Below are 26,604 nucleotides of genomic sequence, written 5' to 3'. Positions count from 1 at the left end.
TTAATTCATTTCTTCGTCTAAATCATCATATTGATTGTGATTTATATAAGTTTCTGACTCAGCTTGATTGCTGCCAGAGAGGTTTTCATAAAGCTCTATCTGATGCATTAATTGCTGAATCGCTTTAAATTGAAGTTGTCGCTCTTTGACACCTGGTTGCACGCTAATTCTGGTGTTTTCTGGCGCATCAGAAATCTGCTGCTCATTGAGCTTTAGAAGTTGTTGAGATAAATTTTCTTTGAATATTCGAAGCTTTTTAGCATTCAAACGATTCTTATGACGTTTATCTTTAAATTGCTCTAAAAGGTGAAGCACGGGCTCCCAATGCTGGTTAATAAAGGGAGATTCATCATTAACATTTTTTAAATCAAAGCGAATGTATTGACCATCCTGAGTTTTGTGATAGATAGTATTTGTCCATGCTTTATAGCGTTTGACGGGTATCTTAAAAGCTTTGTCATGTTTAGCTTTTGAAAACCAATTCGCCTGTTTGGCGTAATCCGAGTAATAGACTAGTCCATCGAAATAGATTCCATCGGCGCGGACGGTCGCTGTTTCTTCCGGTAAAAAAGCCCAGTAGATTTTCCCTCGCTCAATAAGCTTCGCATCTCGTCCGCCGTTCATCTCTTGCTTTAAGCTGTGAACAAATAACGCTTTAGGGGTGATATCAATGTTGTTTCTTATTGCATTAATATCATGTCGATGTAACCGATCAGCTGTATTATTGACCAGCATAATGGTTTGGAAAATTTCAATCCTTAGTGAGTCATAATCTAATAGTGCTTGATTGGACGGATGTTGCTCTCCTCGACCAAGATCTTTAGTAATTGCTCCAGGTGTGAAGTGAATAGTCGTGTCATTTAAGGTGTTAAACTTACTCTCTACTGTGCCTTTTGCGTCTCCGCGAAACACAGCTGTAAAGTTATATCCCAATACCCCCACTTCAGACTGAAGCACCGAGGTTATGACGCGATCAGGATGCTCATTGCCATTATCAACGGTGATTTGATACGGCATATGATGTGAGGGAAAATCTTCTTCTCTTATTGTCAAGCCGATACTTTCTGCATATTTAACTTTACAACTGCATGCGTTAATCAGAGCCTGACATGCCCCTTGCCAGTTAGGCCCATCAAACCCAATGTAAAACCCCATAATCATCGTTGAGTAAACATCAATAACGATGTACAAAACCGGTCGCCCCATAGAATATTGACCAGACACATCAAAAGGGTAACGAACATAGCTATCTATCACTGTCGCATCTATTTCATATCGATGAGTTGCACCAATCACGCCGTCATGCGCAGCACCTTGCCGTGCGGCATAATCTTTTTCGTAAACAATGTTTCCATAGCGAATTTCGACATAAAGCTTTTTATCTATTAGCTTTTTCAAATGATATGTTATTTGCTCTTCTGATAAACAATATTGCTCTTCGAACGGAATACGAGTTTCAACTTCAATGCCATCAATTTCACGCACAACTACAGATGTTTCAAAGTTATATTGATAAAGCTCAACAGCCTTTTTATAGCTAAACGATGCAAATTTCTTTTTGCCTTCCTTTGAGTTCAAGAAAGCTAAAACCTGCTTAAATTGTTCTTTATGCTGCTGTGTAACCCCAATTGATTTTGAGAGGCTTTTGCTATTATCAGCACCTCCGCGACCGCGCTTTACATTGTTTTCACCTGGAGCGGCTGGTAAAAAATAGTTTGAGCCTGTATTTTTTAATTTAACGGGCAATAACGCATTGATTGAACAACCAAAAACTATGTAACGATTTATAGCATTGTAATAAACGCCTCGCGTTAACCAGCGCTTACGCTCTCCCTTACCCTTATCCTTATCCTTATCCTTATCCTTATCCTTATCCTTATCCTTATCCTTAGCCATTTTTTCAGACAAAATTAGCTCATCAATTTCTTTGCTGATACTTGTTCCATAAAGATATTGATTGATCAAATTTTCGGTCGTTAATGGCGCTATTTTTTGAAACTTTGAGTCTCTCTTATCTATCCATGCCTGACGACCAATGTTCACTAGTGCTTCATCAGAGTAAGTCATCTCCGCTGGCAGAGCATAGCTGCTCACCTCTGAAGCTAATTTAATGCGCTTGTACAGTTCATCAAATGTAAAAACTTTAGGCTTAGGAATGTTGTCAGCGACTTCTGATATGCACATATCAGAGACCGCAGCCTTTTGAAGATGTAAGTTAACATGACAGATTCGCCATCTTATAAGCGCTTCTTTACTGCTCTGACTTGTAGAAGCCTTACTTTTAAAGACAATGCATTGACCCACGAAAATCATAGCAGCAACTCCACGGGTCTAAACAAGCGAATAAACTTATTGATATTTACGGGCAGAAGGTTATGTAAACTAGAAAACTGGAACAGGCTCTGAGCTCTCTGAAATGAGTGGTTTTGTGCTACAGACAGGCTTTTGAGAAGATCTTGCAGCTCAGCTCTTGGGCTCACTATCCAAGCTTGAATAAATGCAACGCAGAACTGTTTTAATTCATCTATGTTAGTTTCAAAATCATAAGCTAATTGAAAATAATCAAAGTTCCATGCTTCTTCTTTTGTTGCATCACGTTCAGTCAGTATTCGATACTCAACATCTCTACGCTTCCAGTATTGACGTTCAATCTCAAACTTTTGCCAAGTTCTTTTGTTAATTCTTTCAACTTCGTCTCTAGTGTTTAATTTATAAATTTGATCCCAATATTTGAAAGTGTAAGCAATACGATATTCTTTCCCTTCTTTATTTCTATATGTTGCAAGCAGATCTGTAGTCATTACATGAGCTACATTCGTTTGCCAATTACGAGGATGAATCAAATTCAAACTCACTGAAATATCGAGTGTCTCGTCCAAATCCAGAGCATATTGAGAAAAGATTCGCACTATATCCTTTTGAAGTAGAAGTTTTTTATATGCCCTTAGCTCACCATCTGACAATAAGTGGACGTGAAGCTTTTGGATTGGACAATAAATCCAGTGACGGCGACCGATTTGATTCACATCGCGAACAGTTAAATATGATTCATAATCATCTAAGTTATGAATCAACTTTTTCCACTTATTTAATTTCTTAATTGTCTCTGGTAAGGCTGTAACAACAAGTTTAGACATAGACAACTCTGCACAAATAAAAAACAATTTAGCAGAGAAAAGTTGAATTCGGCAGTCTACAAAACAGCCTAACCATATGATATAATTAAGAATATAATATATCGATAATTATAAGACCTGCCAATTTTAAGAGTGGCAATTTTTGACACTTTTAAAATCATAATGAAAACAAGATACTGGTATTTTCGGGGTTACTTACTATTTTAGTATTAATAAACGTTGGCAGGAATAGAAGAATTATTTTGGTTATTAAAAGCACAGTATTAATAACCAAAAAATCTTAATGATTTTTAATCATTCTTTAATTTTATAGTCATTAATCAATAAAAGCATGTTAGATGGGAGGCTAAACACCCGTAAAAATTTTTTCACCTTCCCCAGATATTACAATGAGTGGTTACAATGATTAAAAATCACTTTTTTGACATTATCGTGTTAGAGCTTTAGTTCTATATATAATTTCAGATTAATATTTTTATGAGGGTTCTGTAAGGCCATATGATTTGGAGATAAGATTGCTAATCTCAACTTCCCCGCCTTCAAAGTTACCAGTAACACTGAGTGTTTATAGTGCTTTTATATCGGAATGAAACATTCTAACCAATTTAATCTTCATTAAAATACTTCTTTAGTATGGTAATGCTCATGTTGTGATGCATTATATATACCTTGTATACCATTGAATCTTAGTCGAAAAAGTCGCACACTCTCAGTAGGAATATTTGATATAAGAAAGTTAAATGATTGATTTTATCTATCAAGGTGGCTCTGCTATCTCTGAAGATGACTTTAAAAGTCATATGGGCTCTTTATGCCAATTAGAGAACATTGGTGTCCTTCTTGGTGCAGGTGCATCGGTAGGGTGTGGCGGCATGACAATGAAAGATATATGGCTTGATGCAATAGGCTGTGAGCCTAATCTACCCAGTGAATTACTTGCTTTTAAACTCATAACTCAAGAAAATATCAATAATAAAGATGTAAATGTGGAGCAACTTTTAGATCAAGTAACTCAATATTTATCGGTATACAAAAAAACATCACCATTAAACCCCGATACAGATTTAAAGCCCCAACCAGTAGCCAGACTTCAGAAAATCCTTCTTTGCTTATATCAATCAGTAACTAAAGCAGCACTACTTGTAAAGCAAGATACTTTTGGTGATGAGAACTTAGGAGCTCAAGAGCAATTCAAATATCATCGAGAACTACTTGAAAAATTAATTTCAAACCGCCAGCCAGGTCAAGCCGCTCCGATGCTATTTACCACCAACTATGATCTCTCCTTAGAATGGGCTGCTGAAGAAATAGGCATTCAACTTGTGAATGGATTTTCAGGGCTTCACACAAGAACTTTTCAACCTCAAAATTTTGACCTGAGCTATAGAAACGTCAATGCAAAAGGCGAAGCCAGATTTGGGCACTATCATGCCTATTTACATAAACTGCATGGTTCCATGTCTTGGGTTCAAGAACATGACAGCGATATTAAAGAGATTCCTTCGGCGCTCGTGAAGAACCGTTATATTGATCCGTTGCTAAAAGGTGAACCCGTATATGACAAACAATTCTTAATTTATCCTGGTGCTAATAAATATCACCATACAATTGGTTTTGTGTACGGTGAGATGTTTAGGCGATTTAGTGAGTTCCTATCAAAACCTCAAACAGCTATCTTCATCAACGGATATAGTTTCGGCGACTATCATATTAATCGAATAATACTCGGTGCATTACTAAACCCATCTTTACATATTGTTATTTTCTATCCTGAACTCGATACAATATCGGCAAATACTGATCATTTAAACGAAGCTCAAAAATGCATCAAAAAACTTAAATCTTTATCATTAAATCAAATCACGATTGTTGGTGGAGATTCAAAAGCTTACTTCAATTCATTTGTTAAATACATTCCGAAACCGGTGCTATTTCCTAAAGACACTTCCACACAAGAGATCGTATCAGCTATTAATGATTTAGTTTTAAGTGGTAATCAAATATGAGCATAGAAACCATTGATTCTATTGGCTATGTTGTTGCACTTGAAGGAACGAAAATTCGAGTTAACTTACTTGAGGGACACAAAGGTCAATTGGCATCTCACCGACGAGGTGTAAGCTCTGTATCTCAACCTGGAGATTTAATTGGATTAGATGCTGGTACTAACCTAGTTATTGCTAGAGTAACTGACATGGCATTTGTTGATCCAGACAAAGCTCATTCTTCTAACGTCGGCACAATGAATTTAACAGATACCCCTTTGAGACAATTAATCGCATATTCAATTGGTTATGTCTGTCAGCATGGTGAAGGTCGGAAATTTATCTCCGAGAGTTGGAAGTTACCAACATTAGGCGCGAAAGCAATCCCATTATCGAGCGACTATTTAGAGACTATTTACGGTGTACATGACGACGAAAAAGGCTCAACAATTGAACTCGGGCGAGATTCTAGAACTAAAACAACTAAAATTAATGCAGGCCTCAATTCTCTACTTTCAAGGCATCTGGCTGTTCTAGGTAGTACAGGTTATGGGAAATCAAATTTCAATGCCCTGTTATCACAAAGAATACGTGAACAATTTTCAAATTCTAGGATCGTTATTTTCGATATAAATGGTGAGTATGCTGATGCTTTTATTGATCAAAAACGTGTCAAAGAGACCATCTTGGGTAGTATCCCACCTCCTGCAACTAATTCGACAGGATTTGAATCCGTACCGCCACCCATCATATTTAACGGTCAGCATCCTAGCTATCATCAAATACCTTACCAAGCCCTAGGTTATGCAGGATTAATAAAATTACTAAGACCAAGCGACAAAACACAATTACCAGCACTACGAAATGCATTGAAGTCACTTCATATGGTCTGCGCAGGGCCGAATGGCACCATTTTCACAGGAGAAACAATACCACCTTCAAACAACACAAATTGGTTCGAATTGGTTGATGATTGTCGGCAAGATGGGCAAGAACATTTAAGTCAATGGCTGAGAAAATTAAGAAGCAATTCACTTGGACACTTTTCAAAATGGCCTCCTTTTAAAGCGCTAGCTAACCTTGTTGCAGAGTTCGGCTGCCAAGCATTCACACCTCAAGGTACGAGTAAACGAGATGCTTTTAGCTATGGTAATGTATTGCCATTAGTTAAGATTATTCAGCAACTTGTTGATGATCCGCGCTTCAGCAATGTAATTAATCTATCTGGAGGGCAAGCTATCCAAAATCCGCATAGTATGTGGGATGAAGAGATCGAAAATGAAGTCGATTATATTTTTGGTAAAAAGTCAGGGGAACAACAAGACTGGGATGTTCATATCATTAATTTAAAAAATATTGCAGACGACCATGCCCCAATGATTTTAGGCTCACTTTTAGAAATGTACTCAGATGTATTATTTAAAAGAGGCCAAGATAAAAATTATCCAACCATGCTTCTTTTAGAGGAGGCTCATCACTACCTTAGAGATCCTTTCGCTGAAGAAGGTACTCAACTGAAAGCATACGAAAGGCTTGCAAAAGAAGGTCGTAAATTTAACTGCTCTTTACTGGTGAGTACACAGAGGCCTTCAGAATTATCTTCTACGGTTCTTGCCATGTGTTCGAATTGGATTTCTTTGCGCTTAACTAATGAGCGGGACATAAATGCATTAAGACATGCGATAGAAAATGGTAACGAGCATACTCTTAGTGAAATCTCTGGTTTACCTAGGGGTGACGCTATCGGTTTCGGTTCAGCTTTCAACATCCCTATTCGCTTTTCCATAGATGAAGCTAAGCCTAAGCCAAAATCTTCTGATGCTGCATTTGCTTCTATATGGTCATCGTAAAGTATCATCATTCAGGAAATTGGCTGTAATTACCTAACAAAAAGGCGAACCTCTCGGCTCGCCCTTTTAGTGTTCTACTAGCTAGTTTGTCACAATCTTAATTACCTGTCACAGACTTCATTAAAACTGTCACAAACTTCATTACCAGTTATCAAATCAAACCTTAGTCACGGTATGTCTCAACCGCAGGGCATGAACAAACTAGGTTACGGTCGCCGTATACGTCATCGATACGCGTTACTGTAGGCCAGAATTTGTCTTTTGCTACGCTTGGTACTGGGAATGCTGCGTAGAAACGGTCGTATGCACGGTCCCACTCATTGCCTAGTACGTCAGCTTGTGTGTGCGGTGCAAACACGAGCGGGTTGTTTTCAATTGACCATTCGCCAGATGCGATACGGTCGATTTCTGATTTGATTGACACCATGGCTTCGATGAAACGGTCAATTTCAACTTTAGACTCAGACTCAGTTGGCTCAATCATCAGTGTGCCAGCTACTGGGAATGACATAGTTGGTGAATGGAAGCCGTAGTCTTGAAGACGTTTAGCTACGTCCATTTCTGTCACGCCTGTTTGCTCTTTAAGTGGGCGTAAGTCAACAATACACTCGTGCGCAACGCGGTTGTTACGGCCACGGTATAAAATTGGGTAGTGCTCGCTTAGCTTCTCTGATAAGTAGTTAGCGTTCACGATAGCCATTTCTGTTGCTTGTTTTAAGCCTTCAGAGCCCATCATGGCAATGTATGCCCACGAGATTGGTAAAATTGCTGCTGAGCCGTAAGGGGCTGCAGAAACCGCGCCGTTACCAATGTTTGTGCCAGCAACGTTAATTACGCTGTGGTTAGGCATAAATGGCGCTAGGTGAGATTTAACACCGATTGGGCCAACACCTGGACCACCACCACCGTGTGGAATACAGAATGTTTTGTGTAGGTTAAGGTGCGATACGTCAGAACCGATTGAACCTGGGCTTGTAACACCTACTTGCGCGTTCATGTTTGCGCCGTCCATGTACACTTGACCGCCGTGCTGATGCACGATGTCACAGATTTCACGAATTGTTTCTTCGTAAACGCCGTGTGTAGATGGGTATGTGATCATGATACACGATAGGTTTTCAGATACTTCTTCGGCTTTCGCTTTAAGGTCTGCCATATCAACGTTACCGTTTTTATCACAGTCAACAACCACGATTTTCATGCTTGCCATTTGTGCAGACGCTGGGTTTGTACCGTGCGCTGAACTTGGGATCAAACATACGTTACGGTGACCTTCACCGCGTGACTCGTGGTATTTACGAATAGCGATTAAGCCTGCGTATTCACCTTGTGCACCTGAGTTAGGTTGCAGTGAAACGGCATCGTAACCTGTGATGTTTACTAACCAATCATGTAGTTCAGTCATCATGATTTGGTAACCCGCTGCCTGATCAAGTGGGCAGAATGGGTGTAGGTTTGCAAACTCAGGCCAAGTGATTGGGATCATCTCTGCTGTCGCATTAAGTTTCATGGTACATGAACCTAATGAGATCATTGAGTGGTTAAGCGCTAAATCTTTGTTTTCTAGACGCTTGATATAACGCAACATTTCAGTCTCGCTGTGGTACGAGTTGAAGTTAGGGTGCGTTAGAATTTCGTCATCGCGTACAAGGCTTGCAGGAATTGAGTTGCTGCCGTTTACTTCGATTTCGTTCGCAAGTGCGTCAACGCTTAGGCCGTGGTCGTCACCTAAAATGATGTCGAATAGCTCTGCTACGTCTGCACGCGTTGTTGTTTCTGATACAGAAATTGAGTATTCACCCGCACGGTTTGACGCAAAGTTAACGCCATTTGCTACTGCGCGTGCAACAACGTCGTCTTTGTTGTCTGCAACAACGGTAATGGTGTCGAACCATGTGTCGTGCTTAAGGTTTACGCCTTTCGCTTTTAAGCCAGTCGCTAAAATATCAGCAAAACGGTGAATACGCTGAGCGATTGTTTTAAGGCCTTCTGGACCATGGTAAACCGCGTAGAACGCAGCCATGTTCGCGAGTAATACTTGCGCTGTACAAATGTTTGAGTTGGCTTTTTCACGACGAATGTGTTGTTCACGTGTTTGCATTGCCATACGTAGTGCGTCGTTACCTAAACGGTCTTTAGATACACCGATAATACGACCCGGTAATGAACGCTTGTACTTGTCGCGTGTTGCAAAGAATGCAGCGTGTGGACCACCGTAACCCATAGGTACACCAAAACGCTGTGCTGAACCAAGTACTACGTCTGCGCCAAGTTTACCCGGTGCTTTAAGTAGTAATAAGCTCATGATGTCTGCGGCAACACAGGCAATTGCTTTTTTGCTTTGAACACCAGCGATTAAATCAGTTACGTCTGTAATTTCACCCGTTGTTGATGGGTATTGGAATAACGCACCAAAAATGTCGTGGTCTAGCGCTTCTGCCGCTTTACCTACGATAACGTCAAAACCGAACTGCTCTGCACGTGTCGCAACAACGTCGATTGTTTGTGTGTGAACGTCATCAGCGATGAAGAATGCATTTGATTTTGATTTAGCAACACGCTTTGCAAGGCCCATTGCTTCAGCCGCAGCTGTTGATTCATCAAGTAACGATGCGCTTGCAAGGTCAAGACCAGTTAGGTCGAGGGTCATAGTCTGGAAGTTTAATAATGATTCTAAACGACCTTGTGCAATCTCTGGTTGGTATGGTGTATACGCCGTGTACCAGCCTGGGTTCTCTAGTACGTTACGTAAAATTACGTGAGGTACGTGAGTTGGGTGGTAGCCTTGACCAATGTAAGATTTGAACACTTTATTTTTGCTTGCTACAGATTTTAAGTAGCTTAGTGTTTCAACTTCAGTGCGGCTTTCGCCAATTGATAAACCTTGCTCTAAGCGAATGCTTGCAGGTACCGTTTGACCGATCAGCTCTTCAACACTCGATACTCCAAGAGCGCTCAGCATGTCGCTTACTTGCGCTGGGCTTGGCCCAATGTGACGGCGAATAAAATCTTGCTTCTGCTCTAATTGTTCAAGAGATTTGGCGTTTGACATTTGTCCAGATTCCTATGATCCAAAAAAAAGTGGTTACTGCCAATGGGTAACTGGCAATAACTTAAAAACAGGGTGATTCAATAACTTACATCGTATGGAAAGGTAAGCTATAAAATCATAAAAGCCCCTATGAAACCCAAGCTACGCATTTAATTAGCTGGGGATCTAGACGGGGCTTTTAGTCGGCGTGACTAATTAATTAGTCTTCGTCGATTGTGTTAGCGTAGCCTTCAGCGTCTAACAGGTTATCAAGCTCTGATGTGTCAGATGCTTTGATACGGAATAACCAACCGTCGATGTACGGGTCGTTATTTACTGTTTCAGGCGAATCTTCAAGATCTTCGTTGATTGCAACGATTTCACCGCTGATTGGTGCGTAGATGTCAGATGCTGCTTTAACAGACTCTGCTACTGCGCAGTCTTCACCCGCGTCAACTTCATCACCAACTTCTGGTAATTCTACGAATACCATGTCGCCAAGAAGTTCTTGTGCGTGCTCAGTGATACCTACAGTAAACGTACCGTCACCTTCGTCGCGAACCCACTCGTGTGAAGTAGCATATTTTAATTCGCTTGGGATATTGCTCATTTTTTTGTTCCTTTGGTTTATATTGGGTGATAACACCAAATTTTTTATATTACTTAGATAACTGATTTACCGTTACGTACAAAGCAAGGTTTAACAACCTTAACGTTAACCAGTTTTTTACGCATCTCTACTTGGGCTGTTTCGCCAGTTGAACGCGGAACGCGTGCAAGAGCGACACTGTGACCAAGTGTTGGTGAGAATGTACCAGAGGTAATCACCCCTTCACCACCTTCAACGATGACTTTTAAACCGCTACGCAATACGCCTTTTTCTTCAAGCACTAAACCAACTAGTTTGTCTGTGCTTTTGTCAGCGCGTTGCTGTTCTAATACTTCACGACCGATAAACTTACGATCTTCTGGCTCCCACGCAATCGTCCACGCCATGTTAGCAGCAAGTGGTGATACGCTTTCGTCCATATCTAGGCCGTAAAGGTTCATACCTGCTTCTAGACGAAGTGTGTCACGTGCTCCTAGACCCGCTGGCGCTACGCCTGCATCTAGAAGTTGTTGCCACAAATCAGCAGCTTGATCGTTAGGTACTACGATCTCATAACCATCTTCGCCAGTATAGCCTGTTGTTGCAATAAATAAATCACCAGCTTGCACACCAAAAAACGGCTTCATACCTTCAACAGCAGCTTGTTGCTCTGCAGTAAGTACAGTGGCCGTTTTAGCACGTGCATTAGGGCCTTGAACGGCAATCATTGCAAATTCAGGACGCTCAGTAACCGTTACGGCGAAATCAGCCGAAACTTTAGCTAAATGCGCTAAATCTTTTTCACGGGTTGCTGAGTTAACAACTAAACGGTAGTCAGTTTCTGAGAAGAAGTAGATGATAAGGTCGTCGATTACGCCGCCTTCTTCGTTAAGCATACCTGTGTAAAGTGCTTTACCCGGTACCGTTAACTTAGCAACGTCGTTTGCTACTAGCTTACGTAAGAACGCTTGTGCTTGTTCGCCTTGCACATCAACAATTGTCATGTGCGATACGTCAAACATACCTGCATCTGTGCGAACCGCATTATGCTCTTCGATTTGTGAGCCGTAGTTGATTGGCATTTCCCAGCCGTGAAAATCAACCATTTTTGCGCCAGCTTCAAGGTGCTTAGCATGTAAAACTGTTTTAGAAGTCATAATATTCCTTCACTTTTAAATTAACCCACTGAGTGGGCGTGGCCTCAATTTAATGAGGGGGAATAACATGGGCGGCGATTATACATTAGTTGCACAGTTGTCACACCCAAATTGCGATTTGTAACTACAAAAAACAGCTAAACACCCAAGTGTGTAGCTGTTTTTAAAATTTATACTTTAAGCAACATCCGCTAAGGTTAAATCAAACCCGAGCTGCTGTAAGTGCGCTTGCCATTTATCAAGCTCTGCTTGGCGCGCTACCAGTTGAAACTGCTGCTGATCTTGGTTATCAATCGCGGTAATAAATACCTCACCGCTTTGTGCACCATAACAGCTGCGCATGTCAGATAAACGCAGGCCTGGTGTTAGCTTAAAGTTGTCTACCAAGGCATCAAACGCTTGCTCACCACTTAAGGTTAACGCGCTTAAGTCGTTACGCATAACATAATCAATATCGTAACGCAGTTGTTGCTCGTTTATTAGCGACTGTAGCTGCACGCTGGCGTCTTTGGCGAGTACAAAACGAAAAGCGGTCTCGTTAAAGTAATACAACGCATAAGCGTAGCTGCTTGTTAGGTCATCGTCTAATGAGCTGCGTAAGCCTAAACCGCTGGCGGTTAGCTTATTAATATCAAGACCTAAAATAGTCGTTAAAAATGGGATTGCTTCAGTGCCACTAAAATCCATAATGGCAGTATCGCTATTTGCTTGTAGCACGTTGTTTGCTGGCGTATTAGCTTGGCTGTGACGAGCAAACATTATTGGCGTAAAAGTCATATGTGACACCTATCAATCTTTAATGCTTGAAGTATATTGCCCCGTGCTTGCAACAACAAATTGTAATTATTTATCAATTGATAAATAATACTTATATATGCAGCCCTATAAATAGAATTTTTAAATGAAAAATATTTCTACCGATAGTTTACGCACCCTCGTTGCGGTTGTTGAAGTAGGTGGCTTTGCCAAAGCTGGCGAGTTATTAGGGCTGTCGCAACCGGCGGTTAGTCTGCAAATAAAACGGCTTGAAGATATGCTTGGCCACAAGCTATTTAAAAAGCAGGGGCAACGCCAAGTACTCAATCAATACGGTGAGTTATTGCTGCCTTTGGCAAAACAAATGTTGCAACAAAACGATGCCATTTTGCAGCAGTTCACCAGCGAAAACGTAACCGGTAAAGTGCGCTTAGGTATTCCCAGCGAATTTGCTGCGCGTATCTTGCCTTCTATTATTGGCGACTTTGTGGCGCTCTACCCTGATGTATCGCTAGAGGTTCGCTCGCGCTTAAGTAAACATTTATTGTCGGTATCGCGCCAAGATCAGTTTGATCTGGTGCTTGCTCTAAACGAAGAACTCGAGTCGGCCAAGTTCCCTATTTTTATGCAAGATCAACTGGTGTGGGTAGGCGATTTAAACCTAGCACAAAACGATGTAGTTACCCTTGTTACCGCTCCCGAGGGCTGTATTTATCGTCGCCGCGCGATTGATGCATTGCAGCACGCAGGGATTAAATACCGTATTGCGTACAGTAATGCCGATTTAACAGGCCTTACTGCGGCATTAAAAGAAGGGTTAGGTATTACTGTTTTAGCAAAAAGCACCGTACCGAATGAGCTAAACTATCAACTACACACCAAGGATCTGCCTGAATTAGGCCAAATAGGGATTAGTTTAATTAAGCGGGCTGATGAACCGGGCAATGCGGTTGATAAACTTGCCGAGTTTATTGCGCTGCGTCTAACGTAAGCGAGGGGCGATTAATTCATTGATTGAGTATTTCGATGAGTATTGTTTTATTTCACCTTTAAAGTCTTTTTTCGGCATTAAAACGCCTTCTATGTTTCGTATTGAGCCGTTTCTCGCAAAATAAATTGCACGCCGACAGCTAATCCCCCCCCTGCAATACCCTACTTTGGGCACGGTTTTCGCCGTGCAGGTTTAAACTTATAACCTGCAAGGGGTTAGCGTGTTATGCAGCAACACATATTACCTTTGCATCATACTCACCCAATCAGCACATCGTTAAGTATTACTTAACGATGTCTTGCACACAAATAATACTACAATACTACTGTATTTATTATTTTCATTCTAATTCATGAACTTATGCTTTATATCAATTTTATTACAAATAGGATTGATTCGTATTACTTTACATGTTTAAATTGCGCCGGTTAAAAAAATCTAAACATACACAGGACGCACAATGAAACCTACGTTTATTGTTTCAACTCTTTCTACTGCCATAGCGTTATCACTTAGCGCTAATGCTTTTGCTAAAGATGTAACTAAAGAAGAAAAGAACTTCGAGCAAATTACTGTCATTGGCTCTGCATCTGCTATTAACGATATTCCGGGTTCTGCTACTTTCATCAGCGAGCAAGATCTTGAAAAGTTTGAATACACCGACATCTCACGTGTTTTAAGTGCGGTACCCGGTGTATACGTTCAAGAAGAAGATGGCTATGGTCTACGCCCTAACATTGGTATGCGTGGTACAGGTACTGGCCGTAACGATAAAATATCTGTAATGGAAGACGGCGTTCTTGTTGCTCCTGCTCCTTACTCTGCACCATCGGCTTACTACTTCCCTACTATGGGCCGCATGGAGTCTATCGAAGTACTTAAAGGTGCTGCATCGGTTAAATATGGTCCACGTACAACGGGCGGTGTTTTAAACTTAGTATCACGCAGCTTACCGACCGAAGGTTCTAAAGGTTTATTAAACGCTGAACTAGGTAGCGATGGTTTTTACAAAGGCCACGCATACTTCGGTAAAAAGAAAAACAATGCAGCAGGCTTAGTTGAAGTATTCACTTACGGCGCAGATGGCTTTAAAGAATTACCGGTTGGTAGCGATAACTCTGGTTTTGAAAAGAACGATTTCTTATTAAAGTTTGGTTTTGATTTTGGTGATAACGAAGCTCACAGCCTTGAAATGAAAGTTAAATACTCAGACGAGCGCTCTGATGAAACTTACATGGGCTTAACCGATGCAGACTACCAAGAAAACCCATATCGTCGTTATGCTGCCTCGCAAAATGATGAAATGAACACACAACACAATGCATACCAAGTTAACTATGCATATCGCTTTGGTAAAGGTTACGAGTTACTTGCAACTGCTTACTTAAATGACTTCCACCGTAACTGGTATAAAGCGAGCAAAGTAAGCTCAAGCTACCTTGAACAGTACAGCGAATTTGAAGCAAACCCAACCAGCGAAGGTATCGAAGGGGTTGCTGTTAAAGCAAATAACCGTGACTACCAAGCGAAAGGTTTACAAACAGAGTTCCATATTCCTGCGGGTAACCACTACATTACAGTGGGTGCGCGTTACCACGAAGACGAAATGGATCGCTTCCAATGGCAAGACAAGTACACGCTTAATCAAGACCTTTCAATGACGCTAACTGAAAAAGGCGTACCAGGTTCAGATAGCAACCGTGTAGATAGCGCTGAAGCTACAACGCTATTCATTCAAGATGAGTGGTCATTAGACGCATTAGTAATTAGCGCGGGTCTGCGTTATGAAGATATCACGATTAAACGTGAAGAATGGGCAAAATCAGATCCAACACGTGCAAACGGTTTAACTAAAAATATCAGCAACGACACTGAAATTTTAGTGCCGTCACTGGGCGCAACATACACTGTTAGCGATAGCTTAACGCTACTTGCTGGTATTCAAAAAGGGTATGCGCCAGCAGCACCAGGTAATGCGGATCAAGAAGAAGAAGAGAGTGTTAACATTGAGCTTGGAGGTCGTTACGACTATGCAGGCTTTAATGGTGAAGTGATTTACTTTAACTCTGACTACACGAACATGCACGGTAACTGTACTGCTGCTGTAGGCTGTAACGACAATAACATTGGCGACCAGTACAACTACGGTGAAGTGTCGGTATCTGGTTTTGAAGTGAGCGCCGGTAAAGTGTTTGCAACAGATACAGCCTCATTCCCTTTGCGTTTAACATATACTTACACAAACTCTGAGTTTGAAAATGACTTTGAATCAGATCTTTGGGGCAGCGTTAAAAGTGGTGATGCTATGCCATATGTGCCAGAAAACCAGCTAGCGCTTTCGTTTGGTGCCGAGTTCTCAAGCTTTGTGTTTGATACGCAAATGCGTTATGTGTCTGATGCACACGCTGACTTATCAACTTCAGGTCGTAACGCAATTGACAGCCGTGTAGTGTGGGATTTAGCCGCTAAATACCTTATCGACGACAAACAAAAAGTATACCTAACGGTCGACAACCTGTTTGACAAAACCTACGTTGCAAACCGTGCAAACGGAGGTATTCAACCTGGTAAGCCACGTACCCTTCAAGTAGGTTACAGCTACTCTTTTTAATACCGAAGCGTATTAATAAGAAAGCCGCGTGATGAAAGTCACGCGGCTTTTTATTTTGCTTTTTTCAAGCATAACTTTTCACACATAAAAAAACCTCCCGCAGGAGGTTTTTATCAGTCTAAATAAACGGTGTGTTTATTATTGACCTTTCACTTCTTTAAGACCATTGAAAGGTGCTTTTTCACCTAACGCTTCTTCAATACGAAGAAGTTGGTTGTATTTAGCAACACGGTCAGAACGGCTTAATGAACCTGTTTTAATTTGACCAGCCGCTGTACCAACAGCAAGATCTGCAATTGTTGCATCTTCTGTTTCACCTGAACGGTGAGAGATAACAGCAGTGAAACCAGCATCTTTTGCCATTTTAATCGCAGCAAGCGTTTCAGTTAATGAACCGATTTGGTTGAACTTGATTAGGATTGAGTTAGCAATACCGTTATCAATACCACGCTTTAAGATTTTCGTGTTTGTTACGAAAAGGTCGTCACCTACTAATTGAACTTTATCGCCAATTAGTTTTGTTTGGTGTGCGAAACCGTCCCAATCAGACTCATCTAGGCCGTCTTCAATTGAAACAATTGGGTACTGCTCTGTTAGGTCTTTAAGGAAATAGTTAAATTCTTCTGACGTGAATTTTTTACCTTCGCCTTTCAGGTCGTAGATGTTTGCTTCTTTGTCGTAGAACTCAGATGCAGCACAGTCTAACGCTAAAGTAATGTCTTTACCTAGCTCGTAACCTGCATTTGCAACAGCCACTTTAATTGCAGCAAGTGCCGCTTCATTTGATTCAAGGTTTGGTGCAAAACCACCTTCATCACCTACTGATGTAGAGTGACCGTCTGCTTTAAGTACTTTTGCAAGACTGTGGAATACTTCTGCGCCCATGCGCAGTGCTTCACGGAAGTTTGCAGCGCCAACTGGCTGGATCATGAACTCTTGGATATCAACAGAGTTATCTGCGTGCTCACCACCGTTGATGATGTTCATCATTGGTAATGGCATAGAGTAAACGCCCGGCGTACCATTTAAGTCAGCGATGTGCTCATAAAGCTCAACGCCTTTAGAGTTCGCAGCTGCTTTAGCTGTTGCTAAAGATACCGCTAAGATTGCGTTAGCACCTAATTTTTCTTTATTTTCAGTGCCGTCTAAATCTAGCATTACTTGGTCAACAGCTTGTTGATCAAGTGCGCTTTGGCCTTTAAGAGCCGCTGCGATTTCGTTATTGATATAACCTACCGCTTTTAAAACACCTTTACCTAAGTAACGTGCTTTATCACCATCACGTAATTCAAGCGCTTCGCGAGTACCTGTTGATGCACCAGAAGGTGCTGCAGCACGGCCCCATGAACCATCAGCTAAATGTACATCAGCTTCAACAGTTGGGTTACCACGCGAGTCCATGATTTCGCGACCAATCACTTTTACGATTTCTGACATCTTGATTCCTCTTTTCCCGAAAATGGTGAGTTTATGCCAACTTTGTTAATTCGTTGGCTTTTTAAAACAAATAAGCCGTGCATATAGCACGGCCTATTTAAATTACGATGACGCTTTTTGGTGAGTGTGTGCAGCTGCAACAAACCCTTCAAATAGCGGGTGACCATCACGTGGTGTTGACGTGAATTCCGGGTGGAATTGCGCGGCAATAAACCAAGGGTGATCTTTATTTTCGATAATTTCGACTAGTTTCTTATCTTCAGATAAACCAGTGAAACTTAAACCTGCTTTTTCAAGCTGCTCTACGTAGTGGTTATTTACTTCGTAGCGATGACGGTGACGTTCAACAATTTCGTCACTACCGTATACTTCACTTACTTTAGAGCCTGGCGTTAAGTGACATTTTTGTGCGCCTAAACGCATTGTGCCACCAAGGTCAGACTGCTCATCACGTACTTCAACGTTACCGTCGGCATCTTGCCACTCGGTGATTAAACCAACCACTGGGTGTGCTGATTTTGCATTGAATTCCGTTGAGTTTGCATCTGCAAGGCCTGCAACGTTACGCGCATACTCAATAAGTGCCACTTGCATACCTAAACAAATGCCTAGGTAAGGTACTTTGTTTTCACGTGCGTATTTAGCCGCTAAAATCTTACCTTCAACACCACGACCACCAAAACCACCTGGTACTAAAATAGCGTCAAGGTGAGAAAGCATCTCAGTGCCTTTGCTTTCTAAGTCTTGTGAATCAACGTATTCGATGTTCACTGTTAAACGGTTTTTAAGACCCGCATGCTTTAATGCTTCGTTTACTGACTTGTAAGCGTCTGGTAGTTCAATGTACTTACCTACCATACCAATTGTCACTTCACCCGTTGGGTTAGACTCTTGATATAATACTTGCTCCCACTCAGATAAATCTGCTTCTGGGCACTCAAGGTAAAAACGACGACACACAAAGTTATCAAGTTCTTGTGACTTAAGTAACGCTGGGATCTTGTAGATGCTTTCTACGTCTGGTAATGAAATAACGGCTTTTTCTTCCACGTTAGTGAAAAGTGCGATTTTCGCGCGCTCGTTATTAGGTAATTTACGATCAGAACGACAAATTAAGATATCTGGTTGGATACCAATCGAACGTAATTCTTTTACTGAATGTTGTGTTGGTTTCGTTTTAACTTCACCTGCAGGGCCTAAGAATGGCACTAGCGTTAGGTGAATAAACAATGCGCGCTCACGGCCGATTTCTGTGCCAAGCTGACGAATTGCTTCTAAGAACGGTTGTGACTCAATGTCACCCACTGTACCACCAATTTCAACGATGGCTACATCACGACCTTCGGCACCGTCGTATACACGTTGCTTAATGTCGTTTGTGATATGTGGAATAACCTGAATTGTTGCACCAAGGTATTCACCGCGACGCTCACGTCGTAAAACATCTTCATAAACACGGCCTTGTGTGAAGTTGTTGCGGCTACTCATCTTAGTACGGATGAAACGCTCATAGTGACCTAAATCAAGGTCAGTTTCTGCACCGTCTTCAGTAACATATACTTCACCGTGCTGAATTGGGCTCATAGTGCCTGGGTCAACGTTGATGTAAGGATCCAGCTTTAAAATAGTCACGTTTAAACCACGTGCTTCTAAAATTGCGGCTAACGACGCTGCTGCAATACCTTTACCCAACGAAGAAACAACCCCGCCAGTAACGAAGATAAATTTTGTACTCATGCGAACCCTAGAATATCAGGAATTAAAAGGAATAATATAGAATCAAGACGGGGCGATATTATAGCAAAGGCACTGCTATCAATCCAGATAAAATTAGCAAATAAGTGCACAAAAAACGAGCGCGGCATTCCTGTCCCTATGCTGTGTCATTGTGGGTGCTTTTTAATGGCTTCCCACGCGCTGTCCATCTCTTCTAAACTGGCGGTCTCTAAACATTGCCCGCGCTCACTTAAATAAGCGACCACTTTTTCAAAGCGTGTCATAAACTTAGCGTTAGCACTGCGTAATAGTTGCTCAGGGTCGCGCTTAATATGACGGGCCACATTGACCGTTGCAAATAACAAATCGCCCAGTTCTTCTGCGCTGTGTTCTGAGTACGGATCATGCGCAAGCGCTTCTTTCACTTCCCCGACTTCTTCGGCCACTTTATCAAGTGCCCCCTGATAGCTTGGCCAATCGAAGCCAAGACTTGCCACCCGCTGCTGAATCTTTTTCGCCTTAGTAAGCCCTGGCATCGCATCGGGGATGTCTTGCCATAAACTCAGTTGCTGTGTGGGTGCTTTTTGCGCCCGCTCTTGTGCTTTTATTGCTTGCCACTGCTGTGATAATTCGGCCTCTGTGAGTGTTGTTTTTTCAGCGAACACATGAGGGTGCCTGCGCACTAGTTTTTCGTTTAATGTGCTGACAACGTCATTAAAATCAAATAGCCCCTGCTCTTTTGCAAGCTGCGCGTAAAACACAACTTGAAAGAGTAAGTCACCCAGTTCACTTTTAAGCTCACTCAGCTCGCCCTTTTCAATGCAGTCAGCAACTTCGTAAGCCTCTTCAATGGTATGAGGCACTATCGATTTAAAATTTTGTTTTAAATCCCACGGGCACCCAGTATCTGGGTCCCGTAGTTTTTCCATGATCGCTAATGAGTCATCAATACTGTGTTTATCTGTCATTACGCATGCCCACGTTTTGCTTCATGGACCCCTTCAATTTGGTGAAGTTTAGATAACAAGCGGTTTGTGCTTGATAAGTCGTGAACTTCTACCTGCATTGAGAAAAGAGCTAATTGCTTGTCTTCGACTGTGTTGACGTTCATGTTCAGCACATTTACTTTTTCATTGGCAAGTACAGAGCTAATATCACGAATAAGCCCTGATCTATCCGTTGCCTCTACTTTAATGGTTAGCGTATAAGAGCCATTTACATCGTCTGACCAACTTACTGAAATCACACGCTCTGGGTGCTTTTCTCGCAGTTTTTCAAATGAATCACAGTCTTCACGGTGAACGGCAATCCCCCGCCCTTGCGTGATATACCCAATAATTTCATCGCCGGGAACAGGGCGACAACATTTAGCCACGTGGCTCAATAAACTGCCGACGCCATCAACTACAATGCCATTTTTATCACCGTTGACACTTTTTGGTTTTTTAAACCTGATTTGTGGCTCGTCGTCATCACGGTCGCTAATAAAGTTAAGCAACTGATTAAGACGCACATCACCTGCGCCAACAGCAACCATTAAATCTTCAAGACCCCGCAAGTTAAAGCGCTCTATCGCGGGGGTAAGATCTTTGGTTGTAAGATCGAGCTTGTGTAGTTCTGTTTCTAGAATTTCTTTACCGGCACTTAAGTTTTTATCGCGGTCGAGCTGCTTAAACCAATGATGAATTTTCGAACGTGCTCGCGACGATTTAATATAGCCTAACGACGGATTTAACCAATCTCGGCTCGGGTTCGCTTGCTTTTGCGTTAAAATCTCAACCTGATCGCCCGTACTTAGTTGGTACGTAAAAGGCACAATTTTGCCAAATACTTTTGCGCCAATACACCGGTGCCCTACATTAGAGTGAATGTAGTAGGCAAAATCGAGCGGCGTCGCACCGAGTGGTAAATCAAAAATATCGCCTTTCGGGGTAAACACGTAAACACGGTCTTCCACCACTTGATTTTTAAGCTCTTCGGCTAAGTCGCTGCCATCAACAACTTCTTCTTGCCATTGCAGTAACTTACGCAACCAGCTAATTTTTTGCTCATAACCTGAGCCTCGCCCCGGTAATGCGCCTTCTTTGTACATCCAGTGAGCCGCGACACCGAGCTCGGCATCTTGGTGCATCTCGCTGGTACGAATTTGAATTTCGACTGTCTTACCTTCAGGACCAAACACCACGGTATGAATCGATTGATAACCATTTTGTTTTGGCGTTGCAATGTAGTCATCAAACTCTTTATTTAAATGACGCCAGTTTGTGTGAACAATCCCCAAGGCCGCGTAGCAATCTTGCAAACGCTCAACCACAATACGCATGGCACGAATATCAAATAATTGATCGAACTCGTAGTTCTTCTGCGCCATTTTTTTATAAATGCTGAAAATATGTTTCGGGCGACCATACACCTCGCCAGCAATACCCGCTTCTTGGAGGCGTGCTTTAACCAGTGCCACCATATTTTCCATGTAGGCTTCGCGGGCAAGCCGTTTATCGTCTAATTGCTTGGCAATATTTTTGTAGGTGTCTGGGTGCAAATAACGAAAAGATAAGTCTTCTAGCTCCCACTTAAGCTGACCTATCCCTAAACGATTGGCGAGTGGCGCAAAAATATCGCGCGTTTCTTTTGCTGCTATTACGCGCTCTTCTTCACTGCCATTTTTCACTTCGCGTAGGTAACACACTTGTTCAGCCAGTTTAATAACCACCGCACGCACATCTTCAACCATTGCCAAAAGCATACGGCGAATATTATCAATTTGAACGGTGCCTTTACCTTGATGTGCTAAGGTGCTGATGGTTGCCATTTGGCTCACACCAGTAAGCAGCAAGGCAACGTGGTTACCAAGCTTATCTGTTACTGTGTCGATAGAAATTTTTTCAGCTAAAAAATACGGCGTTAAAAAGGCGGTTGCCAATGAATCAGCATCTAAATTTAGCTCAGCTAAAATCTCCACCATTTCAATGGCCATATTCTGGCGTTTAACATCATCGCAATGCAGGCACAATTGATGCGCCTGTTCTAATAAGGTAGATTTATCTTCTGTTAGCGCTAACAGCTCTATACGGCTGGTAAAATCACTCGGCTTAGTAAGCTGATGTGACTGTCTAGTGGCTACCATAGTGCGCTTTACCTCCTGTGAAATAACGCCATCGTTTCAATATGCCCTGTATGCGGGAACATATTCATAAGCCCAATTTTTTCAATGCTGAAGCCTGCTTGTAAAATAATTGCACTGTCACGGGCTAAAGTAACAGGATCACAAGAGACATATAAAATCGTTTTAAACTGAGTAAGTGGTAACTGCTCTAAAATAGCCATAGCGCCAGTTCGTGACGGGTCAAGCACCAATACATCAATGTCTTTGCTGAACCACGCAGCTGATTGCATTGATTGAGTTAAATCAAAGCAATAAAAATCGGTATTCGATAATGAGTTAGTTTGCGCATTTTGTTTCGCTAATGCAACCGCAGAATCCACTCCTTCGACACCAATAACGTGTTTTGCATACTTTGCAATCAATAATGAAAAATTACCAATACCACAAAATAAATCTAATACCTGTTCATGACCCTGTAAATCAAGCCACTCTTTTGCTTGATGTAACATGGCTTGATTAACATGCGGATTTACTTGCACAAAGTTCTCTAAGCCAAACTCAAAGGTTAAGTCATACTCTGGTATAGTGTAGTACGGCATTGGATGATGAGTGTGATCAATCTCACCGCTGTGTGATTGCCATACTAGGCACCATTGATACTCATCACAGGCTTTCTCAACAACCGTTTTAAGCGCATTGCTAATTGGTTTTGTATGGCGAATGACAACATAAGCGGCATTGTCTGCCTCGCACAGTTGTAAGTGACTAATACAGCTTAGCCCTGCATGGTTATTTATCAGTTCATCAAAGACCGTAAATAACGCGCTAAATTTAGTTGAAAGCACGTCACAACGCTCAATACTCACGAGCTGCTTTGACCCTTGAGCACGATAACCTACGCGCATTTTTTTCGCGGCTTTATCATGCATTACGGCAACACGTGCCGATCGTCTGTAATGACGCGCTTCACTAACAAGTGGCGCTTGCCAATTTAAATTCTCTGCTTTGGCAAATTTACTGAATAGCTGGCTCACGGCTGCTTGCTTTTCAACTAATTGCTGCGATGCATCGAGGTGTTGTAACTGACAACCACCACATACTTGATAATGCTGACAAAAAGGCGTTACTCGATGCGCTGACGCGCGCAATACTTTTTTGCAATCAGCACTGGCAAAACGTGCCTTATCGTCAATGAGCTGTGCTTTAACTTCCTCGCCGGGCAGCGCACCGTTCACAAAGCACACTTTACTGCCTTGCTTTGCAACACCTCGTCCTTGGTGATCCATGGCCGAAACGGTGAGTGTGAGCATTTTTTGTGAGACGGATTTCTTTTTAGCTTTGAAAATCTGTGCCATCGGGCAACACCTTAATTATTGATAAAGCGGGAGTAAGTATATACTCTTAAACTACGATAATAATGATAACAACATCTTTTATGACTAAATTTGGCTTACGTGACTCAGTCTTAACCCTCACACTTATACCGACTGTGATCATAGGCTTGTTGCTGGGCGGTTATTTTACAATAAATCGTTACATTGAGCTCGATGAAATTTTGTATCAACAAGGCGAGACCATCATTGAGCCCCTTGCTATCGCTGTAGAGCAACCTTTACTTAAACGAAATAAAGCGCTGTTAACTCGTTTAGTTAGTCATACTCACAACAAACACTCGCCTGCTATTCAGTCTATTGCTATTTTTGATGAAAATAACGAGCTGGTTATTTTCAGTAAATATCAAAGTGAATTTAGAGAGCTGATGAACACGAACAAACCGATATTAGACGGTGTTCATATGCAAAGCTCAGAACATTATTTAACCTTTTCAACAGCTATTATTAATCATAGCCGCCAAGACATGATATGGAATCACCATAGTTATCAGGCTTCTTTAGGCACTGTGGTGATCATGCTCAATAAACAGCAGGCCATCATTGGTCAACAACGTGCGTTATTAGTGAGTGGTGTGGTTATTTTACTGGCGCTTGTTTTAGCAACCGTGCTGGCGTTTAGATTATCGCGTATGTTTATTCAACCTCTTAATAAGTTAGTACTTGCTACAGATAAACTTAATGAGGGTAAAGTCGATACAGGCCTTGATCAAAAAATGTTTGGCGAATTTGAGCTCCTTCGTGAAGGACTTAATACGATTTCAGACACCATGGTGATGCAACGCGATGAAATGCAAAAGCACATTGACCAAGCCACTGCAGATTACCGAGAAACACTCGAACAGTACGAAACACAAAATATTCAGCTGAGTATTGCAAAAAAAGATGCTCAAGATGCCAACCGTGTTAAATCAGATTTCTTAGCGAAAATGAGTCACGAATTACGTACTCCTTTAAATGGGGTTATTGGCTTTACGCGTCAGCTATATAAAACGCCTCTGAATAAACACCAAAAGGATTACCTCGATACGATTGAGTTGTCTGCTAACAGCTTAATGACCATTATCAGCGATATTTTAGATTTCTCGAAATTAGAAGCCGGTGCGATGGAACTCGAATCGATGCAGTTTCAACTGCGCGATACCATCAATGAAGTATTAACATTGCTTGCTCCTAGCGCCCACGAAAAACAACTCGAGCTATCTATATTTATTCACCCGCAAGTGCCCGATAACTTAACTGGCGACCCGACTCGCTTTAAGCAAATTTTAATTAACTTACTCAGTAATGCGATAAAGTTCACCGAAAAAGGGTCTATTAAAGTCGATGTCGGTTATCGTTTGCTTGATGAAGAGCGAGCCTCTATTTTGGTGTCGGTAACCGATACCGGTGTGGGTATTCCTATGGATAAGCAAGATGCTTTATTCACACCATTTGGCCAAGCCGATTCAAGTATTACCCGCAAATTTGGCGGCACAGGCTTAGGGTTAATTATTACCAAGCATATTGTTGAAGCCATGAACGGCCGCATTACCTTAAACTCAGCCCCCGGTAATGGCACCTGCTTTACGTTTAATGCGGTGTTTAGAACGCCGTCTAATTCAATCACCAGTGACTTACCAACTCAATCACTGATTAATAAACGCATTCTATACTTAGAACCGCACGAACATACGCACCAAGCAACCTTGTCATTGTTGAATGAGTGGCAAACACAAGTTACCGCCTGTACTGATGAAGAAAGTTTCTTAAACGAGATAAACAAAGACTTTAGTTACGATATTTGTATTATCGGTCACACCGCAACAATCGATGATATGCAGCAGCTTAAAGGCTACGTTAAAGCGGTAAGACCTGTCACTGACTATTTATACATTATGCTCAATACGGTGTCGCATAATATGCGTGAAGCCTTTGTGGGTAGTGGTGCTGATGCCTGTTTAAGTAAACCACTTAATCATCGTAAATTATGTGAAGTATTAGCAGCCCCGTATCGCCTTGATCATCCGGTACACAATATTGAGCAAGGCGATGAAAAACTACTGCCATTAAAAGTGCTGGTTGTTGATGATAATGACGCAAATCTAAAACTTATTTGTACGCTATTAGATGAACAAATTGAGCTCATTGATACCGCCCATAATGGTTCACAAGCCTATAGCTTAAGTAAAAGCCATAAATACGACTTAATATTTATGGATATTCAAATGCCTATTATGGATGGCATTACAGCGTGTAAGCTTATTCGTGAGTCATCACTTAATGAAGACACCCCAATTATTGCGGTAACAGCGCATGCGTTGGCTGGTGAAAAAGAGCAGCTGCTAAAAGATGGCTTTAAAGGTTATTTAACCAAACCGATTGACGAAGATATGCTAAAGCAGATCATTAGTGATCATAGCCCACAATCCCCTATTAACCGAGAGCGAAGCAAAACAGTTGCCGTTCAATCTGAACCTCCATTTGAGAGCACACGCCTAGATTGGCAGCTTGCGCTACAGCGCGCAGGCGGCAAAGAAGAACTCGCTCTTGAAATGCTCAATATGCTGTTACTCAGCGTGCCTGAGACCTTGCGTCTACTCAATGAAGCAATAGAAAATGAAGATTGTGAGCATGTACTTAGCATCGTGCATAAGTTCCATGGCGCATGTTGTTACACCGGCGTACCAAAGCTAAAATCGCTTGCCGAAACCCTTGAAACGTCACTCAAAGGCGATTGTGATTTAAATTATATTGAACCTGAATTATTTGAGCTTATTGATGAGCTGAATAATTTGTTAAGTGATGCAGGCATGGTAGAGCAGCAACGATAAAAGCCGCTCAATAAAACGATATAAAGGAATATAT

The 26,604-nt window shown here is 41.7% G+C and carries 16 protein-coding genes; 5 read left to right on the top strand and 11 right to left on the bottom strand.

What is annotated here, in order from left to right:
* Nucleotides 1–2,313 (bottom strand): hypothetical protein, encoded by a 2,313-nt coding sequence (locus ACSSVW_RS15995; protein ID WP_454179656.1) that lies wholly within the window; start codon nucleotides 2,311–2,313, stop codon nucleotides 1–3.
* Nucleotides 2,310–3,137 carry a TnsA endonuclease N-terminal domain-containing protein gene (locus tag ACSSVW_RS15990; protein ID WP_454179655.1) on the bottom strand — a complete coding sequence of 276 codons (828 nt, stop codon included), beginning with the start codon at nucleotides 3,135–3,137 and terminating at the stop codon, nucleotides 2,310–2,312. Before ACSSVW_RS15990 ends, ACSSVW_RS15995 begins: the two co-directional genes overlap by 4 nt.
* A gap of 740 nt (nucleotides 3,138–3,877) precedes the next feature.
* On the opposite strand from ACSSVW_RS15990, the gene ACSSVW_RS15985 reads away from it, so the two are divergent.
* Both ACSSVW_RS15985 and herA read left to right on the top strand, forming a co-directional pair.
* Nucleotides 3,878–5,143: an SIR2 family anti-phage-associated protein gene (locus ACSSVW_RS15985; RefSeq protein WP_454179654.1), complete on the top strand. Its 1,266-nt coding sequence runs from the start codon at nucleotides 3,878–3,880 to the stop codon at nucleotides 5,141–5,143.
* Nucleotides 5,140–6,972, top strand: a complete 1,833-nt coding sequence (gene herA / locus ACSSVW_RS15980; protein ID WP_454179652.1) for an anti-phage-associated helicase HerA — start codon at nucleotides 5,140–5,142, stop codon at nucleotides 6,970–6,972. The genes ACSSVW_RS15985 and herA overlap by 4 nt, the downstream gene beginning before the upstream one ends.
* Nucleotides 6,973–7,135: 163 nt before the next feature.
* On the opposite strand, the gene gcvP is transcribed toward herA, so the two are convergent.
* The 4 genes from gcvP to ACSSVW_RS15960 all read right to left on the bottom strand — a co-directional run bounded on the left by gcvP (nucleotide 7,136) and on the right by ACSSVW_RS15960 (nucleotide 12,526).
* Nucleotides 7,136–10,024: an aminomethyl-transferring glycine dehydrogenase gene (gcvP, locus tag ACSSVW_RS15975; RefSeq protein WP_036966657.1), complete on the bottom strand. Its 2,889-nt coding sequence runs from the start codon at nucleotides 10,022–10,024 to the stop codon at nucleotides 7,136–7,138.
* A 199-nt stretch (nucleotides 10,025–10,223) separates the two neighbouring features.
* Entirely contained in the window at nucleotides 10,224–10,613 is a 390-nt protein-coding gene (gene gcvH, locus ACSSVW_RS15970; protein ID WP_036966655.1) for a glycine cleavage system protein GcvH, read from the bottom strand.
* 53 nt (nucleotides 10,614–10,666) lie between these two features.
* Nucleotides 10,667–11,749 (bottom strand): glycine cleavage system aminomethyltransferase GcvT, encoded by a 1,083-nt coding sequence (gene gcvT, locus ACSSVW_RS15965; RefSeq protein ID WP_036966652.1) that lies wholly within the window; start codon nucleotides 11,747–11,749, stop codon nucleotides 10,667–10,669.
* A gap of 177 nt (nucleotides 11,750–11,926) precedes the next feature.
* Nucleotides 11,927–12,526 carry a hypothetical protein gene (locus tag ACSSVW_RS15960; RefSeq protein ID WP_036966649.1) on the bottom strand — a complete coding sequence of 200 codons (600 nt, stop codon included), beginning with the start codon at nucleotides 12,524–12,526 and terminating at the stop codon, nucleotides 11,927–11,929.
* A gap of 124 nt (nucleotides 12,527–12,650) precedes the next feature.
* On the opposite strand from ACSSVW_RS15960, the gene ACSSVW_RS15955 reads away from it, so the two are divergent.
* Entirely contained in the window at nucleotides 12,651–13,496 is an 846-nt protein-coding gene (locus tag ACSSVW_RS15955) for a LysR family transcriptional regulator (RefSeq protein WP_065978637.1), read from the top strand.
* A gap of 460 nt (nucleotides 13,497–13,956) precedes the next feature.
* Nucleotides 13,957–16,107 (top strand): TonB-dependent receptor family protein, encoded by a 2,151-nt coding sequence (locus ACSSVW_RS15950; RefSeq protein ID WP_454179649.1) that lies wholly within the window; start codon nucleotides 13,957–13,959, stop codon nucleotides 16,105–16,107.
* Nucleotides 16,108–16,245: 138 nt separating this feature from the next.
* Here the strand turns inward: ACSSVW_RS15950 and eno are convergent, their stop codons facing one another.
* From eno to rlmD, 5 genes are all read right to left on the bottom strand, one after another.
* A complete protein-coding gene (gene eno, locus ACSSVW_RS15945) occupies nucleotides 16,246–17,544 on the bottom strand; it encodes a phosphopyruvate hydratase (RefSeq protein ID WP_036966640.1) in 1,299 nt (432 codons plus the stop codon).
* Nucleotides 17,545–17,646: 102 nt separating this feature from the next.
* On the bottom strand, nucleotides 17,647–19,281 hold the full coding sequence (locus ACSSVW_RS15940; protein WP_036966637.1) for a CTP synthase: 1,635 nt from the start codon (nucleotides 19,279–19,281) through the stop codon (nucleotides 17,647–17,649).
* Nucleotides 19,282–19,427: 146 nt separating this feature from the next.
* Nucleotides 19,428–20,228 (bottom strand): nucleoside triphosphate pyrophosphohydrolase, encoded by an 801-nt coding sequence (gene mazG / locus ACSSVW_RS15935; RefSeq protein WP_454179648.1) that lies wholly within the window; start codon nucleotides 20,226–20,228, stop codon nucleotides 19,428–19,430.
* Nucleotides 20,228–22,387: a GTP diphosphokinase gene (gene relA, locus ACSSVW_RS15930; RefSeq protein WP_036966631.1), complete on the bottom strand. Its 2,160-nt coding sequence runs from the start codon at nucleotides 22,385–22,387 to the stop codon at nucleotides 20,228–20,230. Before relA ends, mazG begins: the two co-directional genes overlap by 1 nt.
* A gap of 8 nt (nucleotides 22,388–22,395) precedes the next feature.
* Complete coding sequence (rlmD, locus tag ACSSVW_RS15925) at nucleotides 22,396–23,721, bottom strand: 23S rRNA (uracil(1939)-C(5))-methyltransferase RlmD (RefSeq protein WP_421418717.1); 1,326 nt, start codon at nucleotides 23,719–23,721, stop codon at nucleotides 22,396–22,398.
* An 80-nt stretch (nucleotides 23,722–23,801) separates the two neighbouring features.
* Here rlmD and barA point away from each other — a divergent pair, with 80 nt between their 5' ends.
* Nucleotides 23,802–26,570: a two-component sensor histidine kinase BarA gene (gene barA, locus ACSSVW_RS15920; protein WP_036969088.1), complete on the top strand. Its 2,769-nt coding sequence runs from the start codon at nucleotides 23,802–23,804 to the stop codon at nucleotides 26,568–26,570.
* The last annotated feature ends 34 nt before the right edge of the window (nucleotides 26,571–26,604 follow it).

The sequence above is a fragment of the Pseudoalteromonas sp. MBR-15 genome, from assembly GCF_053628915.1.
The sequence above is the reverse complement of the archived record's forward strand: the minus strand, read 5'-3'. Positions and strand labels throughout refer to the sequence as shown.